At 35.0% G+C, this 15910-nt stretch carries 13 protein-coding genes; 3 read left to right on the forward strand and 10 right to left on the reverse strand.

What is annotated here, in order from left to right:
- Nucleotides 1-188: 188 nt before the first annotated feature.
- Together MQX03_RS07340 and MQX03_RS07345 are read left to right on the forward strand one after the other, a co-directional pair.
- The gene (locus MQX03_RS07340; RefSeq protein ID WP_242802334.1) at nucleotides 189-1958 is read left to right on the forward strand and encodes an aminopeptidase P family protein; all 1770 of its coding nucleotides are present in this window, start codon (nucleotides 189-191) and stop codon (nucleotides 1956-1958) included.
- A 294-nt stretch (nucleotides 1959-2252) separates the two neighbouring features.
- Nucleotides 2253-4283 carry a TonB-dependent receptor gene (locus MQX03_RS07345; protein WP_242802335.1) on the forward strand — a complete coding sequence of 677 codons (2031 nt, stop codon included), beginning with the start codon at nucleotides 2253-2255 and terminating at the stop codon, nucleotides 4281-4283.
- On the opposite strand, the gene MQX03_RS07350 is transcribed toward MQX03_RS07345, so the two are convergent.
- Both MQX03_RS07350 and MQX03_RS07355 read right to left on the reverse strand, forming a co-directional pair.
- Nucleotides 4280-5281: a S41 family peptidase gene (locus MQX03_RS07350; protein WP_242802336.1), complete on the reverse strand. Its 1002-nt coding sequence runs from the start codon at nucleotides 5279-5281 to the stop codon at nucleotides 4280-4282. The two genes, MQX03_RS07345 and MQX03_RS07350, sit on opposite strands and share 4 nt — an antisense overlap.
- Nucleotides 5282-5324: 43 nt before the next feature.
- Entirely contained in the window at nucleotides 5325-6293 is a 969-nt protein-coding gene (locus tag MQX03_RS07355) for a YpdA family putative bacillithiol disulfide reductase (protein WP_242802337.1), read from the reverse strand.
- A gap of 153 nt (nucleotides 6294-6446) precedes the next feature.
- On the opposite strand from MQX03_RS07355, the gene MQX03_RS07360 reads away from it, so the two are divergent.
- Nucleotides 6447-7082 (forward strand): hypothetical protein, encoded by a 636-nt coding sequence (locus tag MQX03_RS07360; protein WP_242802338.1) that lies wholly within the window; start codon nucleotides 6447-6449, stop codon nucleotides 7080-7082.
- Nucleotides 7083-7133: 51 nt separating this feature from the next.
- Here the strand turns inward: MQX03_RS07360 and MQX03_RS07365 are convergent, their stop codons facing one another.
- The 8 genes from MQX03_RS07365 to MQX03_RS07400 form a co-directional block, all read right to left on the reverse strand.
- Nucleotides 7134-8429, reverse strand: a complete 1296-nt coding sequence (locus MQX03_RS07365) for a glycosyltransferase family protein (RefSeq protein WP_242802588.1) — start codon at nucleotides 8427-8429, stop codon at nucleotides 7134-7136.
- 57 nt (nucleotides 8430-8486) lie between these two features.
- Nucleotides 8487-8792, reverse strand: coding sequence for a GIY-YIG nuclease family protein (locus tag MQX03_RS07370; RefSeq protein ID WP_242802339.1), 306 nt, complete (start codon nucleotides 8790-8792; stop codon nucleotides 8487-8489).
- A 60-nt stretch (nucleotides 8793-8852) separates the two neighbouring features.
- Nucleotides 8853-11393 carry a YfhO family protein gene (locus tag MQX03_RS07375; RefSeq protein ID WP_242802340.1) on the reverse strand — a complete coding sequence of 847 codons (2541 nt, stop codon included), beginning with the start codon at nucleotides 11391-11393 and terminating at the stop codon, nucleotides 8853-8855.
- Nucleotides 11394-11560: 167 nt separating this feature from the next.
- The gene (locus MQX03_RS07380) at nucleotides 11561-11791 is read right to left on the reverse strand and encodes a hypothetical protein (protein ID WP_129534508.1); all 231 of its coding nucleotides are present in this window, start codon (nucleotides 11789-11791) and stop codon (nucleotides 11561-11563) included.
- 86 nt (nucleotides 11792-11877) lie between these two features.
- The gene (locus tag MQX03_RS07385; protein WP_242802341.1) at nucleotides 11878-12924 is read right to left on the reverse strand and encodes a DUF6263 family protein; all 1047 of its coding nucleotides are present in this window, start codon (nucleotides 12922-12924) and stop codon (nucleotides 11878-11880) included.
- 73 nt (nucleotides 12925-12997) lie between these two features.
- Nucleotides 12998-13798, reverse strand: coding sequence for a 23S rRNA (guanosine(2251)-2'-O)-methyltransferase RlmB (gene rlmB, locus MQX03_RS07390; RefSeq protein ID WP_052187630.1), 801 nt, complete (start codon nucleotides 13796-13798; stop codon nucleotides 12998-13000).
- A gap of 64 nt (nucleotides 13799-13862) precedes the next feature.
- On the reverse strand, nucleotides 13863-14333 hold the full coding sequence (locus MQX03_RS07395; protein WP_129534505.1) for a DinB family protein: 471 nt from the start codon (nucleotides 14331-14333) through the stop codon (nucleotides 13863-13865).
- A 218-nt stretch (nucleotides 14334-14551) separates the two neighbouring features.
- Nucleotides 14552-15886, reverse strand: a complete 1335-nt coding sequence (locus tag MQX03_RS07400; protein WP_242802342.1) for a peptide-N-glycosidase F-related protein — start codon at nucleotides 15884-15886, stop codon at nucleotides 14552-14554.
- Between the last annotated feature and the right edge of the window lie 24 nt (nucleotides 15887-15910).

The raw sequence follows: 15910 nt of genomic DNA on the forward strand, positions 1-15910 counted from the left end.
GGATAGAAGCGGTTACCCCGCAACAGGCGGCAGGCTTTCGTCGCAGACGAAAAAGCGCTGGCGTGAGGAGTATGAGCGGATAGCCGGATAAAGCTCCTGAAAAAACAAGAATGCCTGCTGAAAACATCTGTAAATCGGAGTAACGCACTTGATTTTTTTGTAACTTTCGGTTTTTAAAATTTATAAAAATGACTTCAAAGGAAAAAGTAGCTGCGCTTCGTGAGGAGATGCAAAAAAACAATGTTGATGCATTTATCATATATTCTGCCGACCCGCATATGAGCGAATATTTGCCGGAAGAATGGCAAGAAAGGGCTTGGCTGTCGGGGTTTTTAGGCTCTGCGGGTTTTGTAGTTGTTACTCAAGATAAGGCAGGACTTTGGACTGACGGAAGGTATTTCACGCAGGCTCCGATTGAATTGGCGGGCTCAGGAATTGACCTTTTCAAAGACGGAATGGAAGGAACTCCAAACTATATTGACTGGATTATTTCTGAAATTCCTGCAAGCGGTAAAGTGGCCGTAAATGCAATGGCGACTTCTCATGCTAACTGGGAACTGCTTTTTGAAAAACTGAATGCCAAAAACATTACACTAGTTGACAATGCTTTACTAAAGAATGTTTGGAAAGAGAGAGGAGAAGCTTCAAAAAATCCTATTTATACACACCCTGTCGAAAGAGCTGGGAAATCTGTAGTTGATAAAATTGCAGCGATTCGCCAAAAGATGGAAAGCCTGGAAGTGACTGTTCACGTGATTTCGAGTCTTGATGATGTTGCATGGACCCTGAATTTGAGAGGAAGTGATGTCGAAAGCAATCCTGTATTTTTAGGATACATTATTATTACGAAAAATGACGCAATCTTGTTCACAGATCTTGATAAAATGGAGGTTGAAGCAAGAAAGCAAATGGACGAAGCTTGGGTGAAGATGATGCCTTATGAAGAATTCTACAATCACCTGAGAACCATCAAAAACGAAAAAGTTTTAGTTTCACCAAATAGCAATCAGTCGATTTTCGAGGCTTTAAAAATCGGAAATGAGTTTGTAAAAGCTGCTGTTCCTGGAAATCTGATGAAAGCTCAGAAAAATGAAACTGAATTGGAAGGTTTCAGAAAAGTAATGGTAAGAGATGGCGTTGCGATGGTAAAATTTCTTTACTGGCTGACGCACAATGTCGGAAAAGAGGCGATGAATGAATATTCTATCGGTCAAAAACTGAAAGGCTTCCGTGCAGAGGGAGAAAATTTTGTAGGAGAAAGCTTCGGAAGTATCGTTGGGTATAAAGATAATGGTGCCATCATGCACTACTCTGCAAAAAAAGAAGGTAGCAAAGATGTAATGAATGAGTCGACGATTTTAGTAGATTCAGGAGGTCAATATTTGGAAGGAACCACTGATATTACGAGAACTTTTGCTTTGGGTACGGCTTCTGAAGAGTTTAAAACAAATTCTACTTTAGTTTTACAGGGATTAATCCGTTTGTCGATGGTGAAATTTCCTAAAGGGACGAGAGGCGTACAGTTGGATGCCATTGCAAGACTTCCTTTGTGGATGAATGCTAAAGATTTTAATCACGGAACAGGTCACGGTGTAGGAAGTTTTATGAATGTGCATGAAGGTCCACAAAACATCAGAAAAGATTTGAATCCTCAGGAATTGCTTGTGGGAATGGTTTGTTCAAATGAGCCCGGATATTATGTTGAAGGTGAATACGGAATCCGTCATGAGAACCTGATTGCCGTAAAAGAATCTGAAACTACGACTTCTGGAACTTTCTATGAGTTTGAAACATTGACGTTCTGTCCGTTCTTCAAAGACACGATTACAAAAGATATTTTGTCTGTTGAAGAAATCAATTGGCTGAATGATTATCACAGAATTTGTGAAGAAAAATTGGCTCCGCATTTGGAAGGCGAAGTAAAAGATTGGTTCTTAGAACTGGTAAAACCTTTATAAGATAAAAATATAAACTGAAAGCCCTGCGTCGAATGATGTAGGGCTTTTTTTATTACATTTTTCCGCAATAAAATTAGGGTGTTTTTCCTGTTTTGCAATCTGAATATTGATTTTATCTTTGGGATATTAAATTTTCAGCATCAAAACACTCACTATATACTTTAAATTAATTTTATTTAAATCATCTCAGAAATGGGGTGATTTTTTTAATTTAAAACAATTATTCAGTATCTCGCTTTTTTAAACATCAAAAAACTGTATAATATTTGCTAATGAAATTATACAAATTCTTTCATGACCAAAATTTATTTTTTAGCTCTCACTTTTTGCGGTTCATTAGTCTTTTCTCAAAAACGAGATTCGGCGACGTTAATCTCCGAAGTACGAATTGATGCGTACAAAAAACCGACGTCTTTCATCACTTCTACAAAATCAGTTTCTGTAGTTTCTGAAAACTTATTAAATCAGAATCCACCCGAAAGGTTATTAGAATCCGTCAATCAGATCTCAGGAGCGAGAATGGAAGAACGTTCACCGGGAAGTTACAGAATTTCGTTGCGTGGAAGCACTTTGAGATCGCCTTTTGGAGTGCGGAATGTAAAAGTCTATCTCGATGATTTTATTTTGTCTGATGCATCTGGAAATACCTATTTTAATCTTATTTCTCCTGAATTGATCAACAGAATGGAAATCTTTAAAGGTCCTGAAAGCGGCGATTTTGGAGCAGCAACTGGCGGAATGGTTTTGTTGCAGACGCAGAATTCAGAAAAGACTACTGCCAATCTTTCTGTTGGAAGCTATGGGACTTTTAATGAAAGCGTAAATTTTTCAAAGCAGTTTGGGAAGCACTTTTTTCAGATTTTCCAAAATTATTATCGCACAGATTCTTACCGTGAACAGTCTGCTGTTGAAAGAAAACAGATATTTATTAAAGACAATTTTCAGTATTCAAAAAATGCTGAACTGAAAGCCATGATTCTTCTTTCAGATATGGATTATCAGACTCCGGGCGGATTAACTTTAGAGAAAATGCAGCTTAATAGAAAACTGGCCAGACCAAAGACGGCAACTGTTTCGGGAGCAAAAGAACAAGATGCGGGAATCCGTAATAAAATGGTTTTAGCAGGAATTTCTCATGACTTTAAAATTATTCCAAATCTATCGCATTTTGTTTTGGTTCAGGGATCGTATGTCGATTTTGAAAATCCGTTTATTACCAATTATGAAAACCGTTTTGAGAGTAATTTTGCATTAAGAACTCATCTGAATTATCAGCAAAACTGGGAGAAAGTTTCTGCAGAATGGAGATTGGGTTTTGAAGGCGGAACAAACAATATTTTTATTAAAAATTTTGATAATAACAGAGGAGTAGAAGGTGATCCGCAGAATTTTGACAAGCTTAAAAACAATTCGGGATTCTTTTTCGTTTCCCAGAAATTGAATTTTAATGAAAAACTATCTTCAGATATTTCCTTGAGTTTAAATTCAAATGCTTACGAATGGGAAAAGCTGTATCCTACGTCTGAAAATGGAAAAACAAAATTTAAAGATCAGTTGCTTCCCAATTTTGGACTGACCTATCTTATCGGAAAAGGTTTCTCGGTTCGGGGTAAAGTAGGAAAAGGAAATTCGGCACCGACCAATGAAGAAATCCGCTCATCCAATCAGGAATTTAATCTCAATCTTGTTCCCGAGTATGGCTGGAATAAAGAAATTGGGGTGAGAAAACAGTTCGGAAATATATTGTTTGCAGAAGCCAATTATTTCGATTTCCGAATGAAAGATGCGATTGTGAGAAGACAGAATGAACGTGGACGGGAATTTTTTGTAAACTCAGGTGAAACTATTCAGAAAGGAATAGAGTTGCTTTTAGAATCTAAAAATTTCAATCTGAAAAATGACTTTTTAAGCAATGTAAAATTTAGATTTTCAGGAAGTTTCTACAATTTTAAATTTCAAAATTATCAGCAGGGAGAAAATGATTTTTCGGGGAATGATTTAACCGGAGTTCCAAAAACGACTATTAACAGTTTATTGAATTTTACTTTCTTTAATAAACTTTCAGTCGATTACTCGCATTTCTATACTTCAAAAATGCCTTTGAATGATGCAAATACGATTTGGTCAGACTCTAATTTGATCGGGAATATCCAGTTTAGATTTCCTTTTGATATTGAAAACACAAGACTAAATTTATTTCTGCAAATTCAGAATTTATACAATACCGATTACGTTTTAGGATTTGATATCAACGCTTTTGGAAACCGTTACTATAATCCTGCTGCGAAAAGGAGTTTTGTTTTGGGTGTGAAGGTTGATTTTTAATCTTTCTTTTTACCATCAATAAATTCGAATGCCTTTTTCAAATAATCTTCATTGGTTTTTGTTTCGTCAGTGGATTTTTCGATTTTAATATCGGGAGAAATTCCTTCACCAATTTTAGCATATTCTTTTCCCGTTCTGTCAACAATATTCCCTATGGTAAGCACAAGAAAAGAACCGTCAGATAATTTGTATTCCTGATTTCCGGATGTTAAACCCTGAGTGTTTGTACCGATAAGATTTGCGTTTTTTTGACCTACAAATGCTGCGGTGATAAATTCAGCAGAACTTCCAGTAACTTTATTCACCAAGATAGCTATCGGCTTTTTTACGGCTTTTGGCTCTTTCTGTGTCAATTGAAATAACTGAGTTGCCGTAGAACCTTCATAAAATCTACCATTTTTATAGTTGTAGTATTCAATCGCTCCCTCAGCATCTTTTGTGCCGACCACATTTTTACTATCCAGAAAAGGAGCAATTGCAGCATACATCGGATAAAGCATCCCTCCGAAATTACCTCGCAAATCAATAATCCATCCCTTTGGATTGCGTTTTTGTAATTCATTCACTTTTGCGTAAAAAGTGTTGATATACAAATTCCAATCTCCTTTGTTGAACGAGCCAATATCGGGCAAACTAATGTAGGCATATTTGTTTTCCAGCAATTCGCTTTTAATAACCGGAAATTCTTGCCCGGTTGCTTTGTACCCTAAAGTGTACGCTCTTACCATTTCTTCAGGATAAAAATTTGAGTGAGAGTCGTTTAAAGAACTTAAAGCATTCTTGATACTCGGATAAGTTTCTTTAATAGTTTTAGCTTTTGAAGCTTCTGCTAAGGTCTTATTAAATATATCTTCCCAGTTGAGTTTAGATTTATTGACCGATTTATTTTTCATAATCTTTAGTGCTTTGGTGACATACGTCTGAATGCTGTCTGCCTGAGCAAAAGTATGAACTGAACAAAAAGTAGCTAAGAATATGAAGATGATGAGTTTTTTCATGTTGAATATGGAATAGTCAAATGTAAGATATTTTGTGATGAGTTTATTTCTGGCTAACAAGAATATTTCTCACAATTATTTCCGCATGAATTCTTGAGTTCTCGATAAACCAAAGATGGGTGTCTTTTCCGCCACAAACCACACCTGCCAAATATAAATTCGGGATATTGGTTTCCATCGTTTTAGGATCATAAACAGGATTTAAGCATTCTCCCTGAAGATCAATTCCTGAATTTCTCAGAAAATCAAAATCTGGAAGATAACCGGTCATTGCCAACACAAAATCATTTTCAATTTCCTGAATTTCGCCATTTTCATCTTTAAAAATCACAGAATTTTCTTTAATTTCTACTAATTCAGAATTAAAATGAGCCGTGATGTTTCCTTCAGAAATTCTGTTTTCAATATCAGGTTTTACCCAATATTTTACATTCTTAGAAATCTCAGAATGACGGATAATCATTGTCACTTCAGCACCTTTTCTATATGTTTCTAAAGCAGCATCAACAGAAGAATTGCTTGAGCCAACGACCACGATTTTTTGTTTAGCGTAAGGATAAGGTTCGGTGTAGTAATGTTTTACTTTTTCTAAATGTTCTCCGGGAATATTCATCAAATTTGGGATGTCGTAGAAACCTGTAGAAATGATGACGTTTTTTGCCAAATATTTTGATTTAGAAGTTTCAATTTCAAATATTTCTTCTTTTTTAAAGACATTTAAAACCTTTTCATACAAATTGATATTCAGATTTTTCTGTCTCGCAATTCCTTGATAATATTCTAAAGCATCCTGTCTTCCCGGTTTCGGAGCTGCTGAAATGAAAGGGATTTCAGCGATTTCCAATTTTTCGGCAGTCGAAAAAAATCTCATGTACAAAGGATAATTATACAACGAATTAACAATGGTTCCTTTTTCTATGATCAAATAACTGAGGTTGTTTTTCTTTGCCTCCAAGGCGCAATTTAAACCAATGGGTCCGGCTCCAATAATCAGAATATCTACAATTTCCATATAACAAATTTACAAAAATAGGTAAAGCAAAAGACCGTGAGATAATGCTAAAAGACTAAAGTTTAAAATTGAAACTAAAAAAGCTCAACAAAACACTCTTACTCCCTAACTCAATCGTGGCATTGGTTTTGGACTTTTTGTGAAAATTTTAGAATGAAAAAAGCTTTTGCCATATTTTCACTTTTATTGGCGTTATCATGTGAAAAAAAACAGGATAAAAATCCGGCGGTTGCCACAGATAATATTAAAAGGTCAAATGAAAGAACCGATACCAAACAAGATGCATTATCAACTGAAGTTGCATTGAAAAAAACTAACGATGAGCTTATTCAGGCTTTGAAAGTTGGATATTATGATATTTTCGCAAACTACATCCATCCTCAGAAAGGAGTTCGATTTTCTATGTATGCTTTCATCAATAAAAATGAAGACAAACATTTTACAAAAGCTGATTTTGAGAAATATCTTCCTACAAAAACGGTTTTTACATGGGGATCTAGAGATGGCTCTGGTGAAATTTATAAATCCGCATTAGATAAATATCTTAAAGATTGGGTGTTTAAAAAAGACTTTACCAAATCTGAATATTCATTTAACCAATTTCGTGGTGGAGGTAATTCTCTGAATAATTTAAAAGAAATATATCCCAATACCAATTTCACAGAAAATTTTATTCCAGGTTCAGAAAAAAACGGTGGAATGGATTGGAATGCTCTCCGTTTTGTCTTTGAAGAATTTGACGGTAAATATTATGTAGTTGCAGTCATCAACGATGAGTGGACGATATAATATTCCCCTTCTTTGAAGGGGTGGATTCAACGAAGTTGAAGACGGGGTAGTTTACAAAATCTCAGATAATTGTTTCGTTAAATTTCTTCTTGAAAACTGTTCAATGTTTCCAGGATTTTCTAAAAGATTTCCAGCTTTCCAAAGTTCAAATTTCTCTGAGATAAATTGCTTAATCGTTTCAAAATCCTGATAACCGAAATGCTTTCCGGCTTTTGTTTCATTTAAAATTTTTGAAACATCCGCGTCATTGGGACCAAACGAAATAATCTGTTTTCCGGTAGCCAAATATTCAAATATTTTTCCAGGAATAATTCCTTTTGAAGAATCGTTGGGGAAATTGGTAATCAGTAACATAGAAGAATTGGCCATCTCATCAATTGCTTTATCGTGTGAGAGATATCCGAGATTGTCAATGTGATTTTTTAAGTTTGAATTTTCAATAGAACTTAAAATCTTATCATCAATTCTCCCGACAAATTTTAATCTGAAATCTTCTGCAAAATCAGCATTGGTTTTAACCAAATCATCAAGCGCCTTCCAAAGGTTCTCAGGATTTCTCAATTGTTCAAGAACGCCTATGTAGCTGAGCGTGAATTTTGCTTGAGAATTTGAAGGTTTGAGAGTTTTAGAGTTTGAGGAGTCGCTTTCATCAAAACCGTTTGTAATACACACTGCATTAGCTCCGTTTTTTCTGAAATTTTCAGCATCGGTATAGCTAGTGGCAAGAGTAATATCTGCATTTCTGAAAACCTCGCTTTCTAATTGACGGTGTTTTTTGTCAGATTTATTGGTGAGTTTTAGATGTTTGTAGTACGAAATTTCTGTCCATGGATCACGGAAATCTGCAATCCATTTGATATTAGGGAATTTCTTTTTTAAATTTAAACCAATCAAATGCAATGAGTGTGGCGGCCCAGAAGTGACAACTACACCAATCTTGTTTATTTTTAAATATTGTTCTAAAAATTTCACAGAAGGATTTACCCAAAAAACTCTGGCATCGGGAATGAAAAAGTTTCCACGAACCCAAATCGAAAGTTTAGATTTCCAGCTTTGGTTATTTCCCACATCAAACTGTCCGGCCTTGAATTTTTTATTGCTTTTATTAAGCTTTTCCGCTAACTGATAAGGTTCCCAGATTTTAGTTTTTATAATTTCTAAATCTTTAGGAACATCTTTCATTAAACTTTCATCAATCAAAGGATAACTTGGATTTTCCGGGGTGAAGATGATTGGTTTCCAACCAAATTCCGGTAAATATTTTGCAAACTTTAACCACCGCTGAACGCCTGGTCCACCTGCAGGCGGCCAGTAGTAGGTGATGATAAGGATTTTTTTTTCCTGCATGGGTTTAAAAAATGTTGTTGTCATTCTGAATGAAGCAAAGCGTAATGAAGAATCTCATTAAATTTCATCATTCAAAAATTTCCAAGTAGGATTAAATTCTTTTATTAGGTTGTTTTTTTTAATTCTTGTCCAACCTTTTATTTGTTTTTCTCTTTTGATCGCAGTTTCAATGTCACTAAATTGCTCGAAGTAGATTAAATAAAAGCATTTGTATTTAGTGGTGAAATGTTTATCAATTGCTTCAGAATTTTGATGCCAGTACAATCTAATTTTTAAGTCATTAGTTACTCCTGTATACAATACCGTTTTTATTTTATTAGTTAAAATATAAACGTAGTAATTATGAGTTCCTAAAGTTTTCATGTTTTTAAGATATTTTTGAGATTCTTCACTTCGCTTTGCTCCGTTCAGAATGACAGAATGTTAAATCTTTTCTTCAATCAAAACTTCTTTCTTTTTGCTTTTATTCAGCCAGAAAATTCCAAAAGCGCTCAGAGTAACAAACAATCCGAAAGATAATAAAGAGATCCATTTTCCTGTAGCAATAACTTCCGGTTCAAAAATCATTCTGATGCTGTGTTCTCCGGCAGGAACATGTACTGCACGCAACAAATAATCTGCTTTAATATAGGGAACTTCTTTTTCGTCAACAAACATTTTCCAGCCATGAGGATAATAAATCTCTGAAAATACAGCTAACTGTGGAGTTTTCGATTGAGATTTAAACTCTAGTTCGTTGGCTTCATATTTTGTTAAATTAATGGAAGCTGTAGAATCTGCCTGAACCTGTTTTCCGCTCAAATAAGCTTTGTCTGAAACATTGACAACTACAGTTTTTTTAGAATCGATGTTTCCAAGTGATTTTATTTCTTCATCCGGAGTATTTACAAATTTTACATCAGCAACAAACCATGCATTTCCGTTGGCATTAGGATTCGGAACAACCTGTGGCTCTTGTGGATTTCCGAAAACCATGTATTTGGTGTTCAGTAAATTCAGGATTCTCGGCGTTTTTATACTGTCTGGATTCGAAATGTATTCATTCATTAAATCATCATAACGTCTCAGTCTCACTGCGTGATAACCACCGATGGAAGATTTAAAATAAGACGTATTGGTCTCACTCGTTACGCCCAAAACCTGATTGTAAACTCGGTAATGTTTTTTGTCTTTTTCAGCAATCGTTTCCAAAGTTTTATTGACAGGAATACTTGCCATAATAGACTGTAAATTCGGATTATCACCTACTTTTTCGGCTAAATAGTCTGAACCTTCTGTCTGGAAAGGATTTTCAGCAAAGATTTTATCAACGTAATTTTCGTCATTCAGATAACGTTTGTTCACTGTCCATAAATCAAATAAACTTACTGCACCGATGATAATCAAAGCAATATTCTGATTCAGTTTTTGTTTTAGACTAAAGAATAAAACAGCTGCGGTAATTCCAACATAAAGCAATGCTTTAATCGCATCAATTCTGAATAATTTGAATCTTTCATCAGTTAAATAATCTAACAAGAAAGGTGGTAAATATGTTTTCTCGTTATCTGTATGGAAACCTAATAATGCCTTCCCGAAAACGATCAATAGTAAAGTTAAACCTAAAACCCCACCGCTTACATAGGTTAGAATTTTCTTTTTGTAATCTTCCTCTAAAGTTGAATCTGTGTAAAATCTGTACAAACCGATGATCGCAACCAATGGGAATAATAGTTCTACCACAACCAAAATCGAAGATGGTGCTCTGAATTTGCTGTAAAAAGGAACATACTCAATAAATAAATCTGAAAGCGGCATGAAGTTGCTTCCCCAAGCCAAAGGTATCGTCAGAATTGTTGCTCCAAGAATCCAGTAGCGGTATTTTTTCCAGGCAAAAAAGAAACCTAATAATGCAAGGAAACAAACGATAGCACCTTGATACGCTGGTCCCGAAGTTCCAGGTTGGTCTCCCCAATAGGTGATGCTACCAAAACCTTTAGAAATTCTATCGTATTCAGCTTGAGAACTAACGTTGTCCTGTACCAACTGCTGTACGTTTTCCATCATTTCTTTTCCTTCAGGCTCCTGACTTCCACCTCCCATCAATCTTGGGATAAAAAGATTTAAAGTTTCAAGTTTACCGTAGCTCCACATCAGGATACTTTTTTTATCCATCCCTGTATCTCCGGCGGTGTGGTCTTCGGTGTTTAAAATCTGTTTTCCTCTTACGGTTTCTTTGATGTACTCAGAGTTGGCCATGATTCTTTGAGAGTTCATCCCAACACCAATGGCTAAAGCACCTGCTATAATTCCTGATGAGATCAGGAAATGTTTCATCGCAGTCTTCTTTACGATGGCTCTTATCAATTCAGATAAAAATAAAAATCCAAGTCCTAAAAATAGATAATAGGTCATCTGGGGGTGATTGGCAGCGACCTGCAGTCCGAAGAATAGGGTAGTGACAATAAAACCGAGGACGTATTTTTTTCTGATATAAACCAATAAAATTCCGGCTAAAAGTGGTGCGAAATATTCGATGGTATTCACTTTTCCGTTGTGTCCTGCGGCAATGATGATGTAGAAATACGTGGAGAGCCCGAAAAATGTGGCTCCCAAAAGTGCATATTTCCAGTTTCTAACGGCAACCATCCCTAAAAGGAAAAATCCTGAAAATAAAAGGAATAAATAGTTGACAGGTCTCGGAAGAATATTCAGATAACTGTCCAGTTTTTTGATAATATCACCTTCAAAACGGCTTCCCATCTGGTAAGTGGGCATTCCTCCAAACATAGAGTCACTCCAATACGTTTCTTTGTCGTAAGTGTCTCTGTAATCGATGAGTTCTTTTGCTCCGCCACGATACTGAACGATATCATGCTGGAAAAGCTGCTTGCCCGTAAAAACAGGAGTGGAATATAAAAATGCTAAAACTAAGAATGCGATGATGGAAATCGCAATATAAATTAAGTTTTTATTTTTCGCCATTTTGGTTATTAAGTTGATATTTAATTGAGAAGTTCTGATTTTTTAAGAATCAGTCATTTAGATTCGTTTTGTTTCTAACGCAAAGTCCGCAAAGATTTTTTTGACTACTATCTGCATAGATTTAAGTTAGCAAAGGCGTTTCACTCAGCAAAGTTCACAAAGATTTATTAATGATTCGCACTGTTTTTATCTTTCACTTCCTCATAGTCCACAGTTTCTGCGTCCCATTTTACTTTCTTTTCAATATTCGTGTTTGAGTTTTTAGGTTCTTGATTCGGAACATTGTTAGGTTTAAAGCCTGTGTATTTATAAAAAGATTTAAAGAAGATTCTTTTTAAAATATTCCAAACAAAAAAAATAATAATAGTACCGAGTATTAACTCAAAAAGGAATTTCATAAAATAATTAATTTAATATTCAATGTTTACTATTCAAGATTGAACGTTTGTTTGCGATGACTCAATAACGTTAAAACTCTCATACTTTATTTCGCTGCAGGATTCACCATTACTGAAGAATTTGAAACACTTTTCATGCTCTGAGACTGTTTTCCGTCTGAAATCGTTTCAATCTGAGTCGTTTTTACCGTGATATTCTGATTAGTAATCCAACCTGTGTTTTGATCAAATTTTATGATTCCGTTTTGTGCCAGTTCACTGCTCATGCTGTGAGTCATTTCGCCTTGAGATTTTTTCTCTTCTTTTTTCGGAATTCCACCGTTTACAGAGATTTCAGCAATGCCATTTCCTACGCTTTTTAAAACATAGTTTGATGTTACTTTAAATTTTCCGGTTTCGTCTGCACTTTCACTCGTTGTCCATTTTTCACCGATTTTAACTCCTTTCTTAGGAATAATCGTTAAGTTTTTTGCAAACTGATCCTTTAAGACTTTTTCGTTAAAACTTTGTTTCAGACCTGCAACGGCACTTGCTTTTTGGTTAGCATCTTTGATAAGCGTTCCCAATGCATTGGATATTTTTGTGTAAATAGCATCAAAACCTGTGATAGAAATCACATTTCCTTTGCTGTCCATCTTCATGTTTAGTTTGTTTCCGGTCAAAGCACGGTTTACATTCCAGATCATTTTCAGATTATCTTCTTTAGGAATTGGCAATTTCGTATCAACAATGATTGTCTTTCCGTCAGCACTTTGAGAATTTCTTTTTCCGATTAGATTGATGGTAATATCGTAAACCCCACCTTTCACATCATTTACGGTAAAGCTCATTTCATCGGTCGATTCGCTGGTTCCGTTCAGGGTTTTTCCTGATGGGTCAGTCATTGTCTTTACATCTCTTTGGTACGTTGTCAAAGGATAAGTTTTTCCTTTTTCAAGTTTAAAAGATTGAGTAAAAACTCCCAAAGAATCTTTGATTGCAGGGTTTGCTTTTACTTCAGCCACAGAATCTGCAGGAACTTCAACGGTGATTGTTTTTCCTGTTTTAGGATCAACTTTAGTGATGGTTGCTGTTTCTTTCTTACAAGAAATAATTGCTAAAGAGATGAGTGCTAATACTGCTATATTTTTCATAAATAATATTCTGATTTTTAAGAAATTTCCTCCTTTTAGGGTTGGGGAAAAGAAATTTCTTTTTTTATAAATTTTAATTAATTTTCACTAATTTTTGTCTCATTGCCTCGTAAAGAATAGCTCCACAAGCAACAGAAACATTCAGTGACTGTGTTTTTCCTTCAATCGGAAGTTTGATTTTTTCGTCAGAATGATGAAGAACTTCTTTTGAAATACCGGTTTCTTCATTCCCCATCACAATAGCGCAAGGTTCTGTGAAATTAACATCGTAAATCAGCTTTTGTGCCTTTTCTGTTGCTGAAAACACAGAAACACCGCTCTGCTGAAGGTAATCTACAACGTGAGCTAAATTATTTTCTTTACAGATTTTGATATTGTACATCGCTCCCGCAGAAGTTTTGATTGCATCAGAATTGATTGGCGCTCCACCTTTTTCTGGAATGACAACGGCATGAATTCCTACACATTCTGCTGTTCTGCAGATGGCTCCAAAGTTTCTGACGTCAGTTAATCGGTCTAAGATTAATATAAAGGGCACTTTCCCTTCCTCAAATAATTCCGGAATTATGTTTTCTATCTTGTGAAAAGGTACATCTGAAATAAACGCCACCACACCCTGGTGGTTTTTTCTTGTAAAACGGTTAAGTTTCTCAACCGGAACATAGTTCGGACGAATTTTATATTTTGCTAAAACCGCTTTCAGTTCTGCATAAATTTCTCCCTGCAAAGCGTTTTGTACAAAGATTTTATCAATTGTTTTCCCTGCTTCAATCGCTTCTAACACGGGACGTAGCCCAAATATAAAATCGTCTTTTTTACTAGGTTCTGAATTTCTAAATTCAGGTTTTGAGTTCTTATGTTGAAAATCTTCCAAAATTTTTATTTTATTTTTTTAAATGAATAAACTTCGTTATTCAAACTTATTTTACTTTACTCTTTTAAGACTTTTCTCCTAAAATTGCTCTCTTTATTGCCATTGCATAACCGTAATGCAGGCTTTCATGCATGTTATTGAAAATGATAGCATCCTGAATGCTTTTCAAATCCATCCCAAAACTTGTGGTGTAGGGCGTGTAATCTGAAAAGAAATCGCTGTCATAATCTTTCATTAAAATCTTTGAAGTTTCGGTTAAAAGAAATTCCAGGTCTTCCACTTCAGACTTCTGTACATTCAGATTGGGCATCGTTCCTTTTTTGTAGGTTTCGATCCAATAATTATCAATTCTGAACGGATTTCCGCTTAGGTAATAATGCAGTAATTGCTGTGTAGCAACGGTGTGGGCAATATTCCAATACAGATTGTTATTAAAACCATCGGGGATTAATAAAAGGTCTTCGTGAGAAGTGTCCCGCAAGATATCCAAAAGGTTTTTTCTAACCTGTCTGTGAGCTTGAAAATGATAATTCATGTTTCAAAAATTTAATCACCAAAAATAGTTTAATAAACTGAAAATGACAATTTTTTGAATGGAGTATAAAAGTTAAAATTTTTTTAATTTTAAAGATAAATTGAATTTTTAAACAAAAACGCATTAAAAAAACCTCTTATGGAGAATATCCAAGAGGAGGTTTTTAGTTTTTTAAATTTAGTCGAATGGAATGATTTTTAAAATAAAATAAAATAATTTTATTTTTTGATGATTTTATGTTTGAAAGTTGTACCATCTTTCAAAACAATATTTAAAATATACACTCCAGTGTTGTATGAAGAAATATTTATTTTGTTTTCTTTAAAATTTTCTGTTAATTTCCTTCCATCAATACTGAAAAGAGTCATTGAAGCTACATCTGTTTTTGATTTTATATTAACGAAATCAGAAGTAGGATTAGGATAAATACTAACATCTATTGATTTGATGTCTTTTACATCCATAGTAGCATTATTTTTACTTTGCATGTAAACAGATAGAAAAACATCTCCTTGTTGTTGGTTGAAAACAGCTGTTGGTATTGTATGTTTAAGGGTGTGGGTTCCTGCGGTCATACTAGTCATTGTAAAACTTCTGATAGGAACAGCGTCACCGGGACACCAGTTATTCCAGGCAGTCCAGTCAGCAGTTGAACTAGGAGAGCTGCCATAGATTCCGTTTCCTTGTGTATTGTAAACCCTAAATGGTTCGCAAGAAGTTCCTCCAGGTTTATAGGTTAGCATTTGTACATCATCTATATAGGTGAAGTTATCTCTTCTCACATATTCTTCACCACCAGCATTTGCACCATGAGGTGTAGATATTACGAAAAACTGAGCATCCGTAATTGCATTGGGTAGATTGAACGTTGTAATTCTCACAGTTTGCCCTGGAACATCTGTACTATTGTAATTATTTAATTTACTATAATTTACTATTGGGGTGAGGTTATTGTAACTTGTTGGAGTTGCGCCTGCATTCGTGGAGAAAAAAGTAAGTGTTCCTTTAAAAACGTCATTCCTGCCTGAGCATCCTGCAATTTCAGTTTGTGCTGCATAAGGAACACCGAAAACATCAAGTTCCATATACATGTCGTAAGTGTTTCGCAATGTTGCATCATGAAACACATTATACAAATTACTTAGATTATAGGTGTAAGGAACTTCTAAAGGCGAAACATTTTTATTCATAAAAGGAGTAATGTATCTAGCTACCTCAATCCTTTTCACATTTGCATCATCTATAGTATATGTAGGTTGGTTTTTTGGAACCATGGCTAAAAATACACTTCCCAATCGGTCATAATTATCACACAAAGCTCCAATGGTTACTCTCATAGCAATCTTTGCTTTAAAGCCATCCAACTCAGCATCTGTCATTTTTCTTGCATACCTCGCATTTGTTAACCGAATGAGACCTGCAGGCACAGGTTGAGATACTAAAGCTGCATAACCATCGTAATAAACTGCTTCGGAAACGATATTCGTTCTTGTAGTTTGTGAATTAAAAAATCCCGTGATTAAAACGCTTAAAAAAAATAGCTTTTTATACATACCATTATTATTTGTCGAGTTGTG

The organism is Chryseobacterium aahli (assembly GCF_022699665.1).
GTDB lineage: Bacteria > Bacteroidota > Bacteroidia > Flavobacteriales > Weeksellaceae > Chryseobacterium > Chryseobacterium aahli.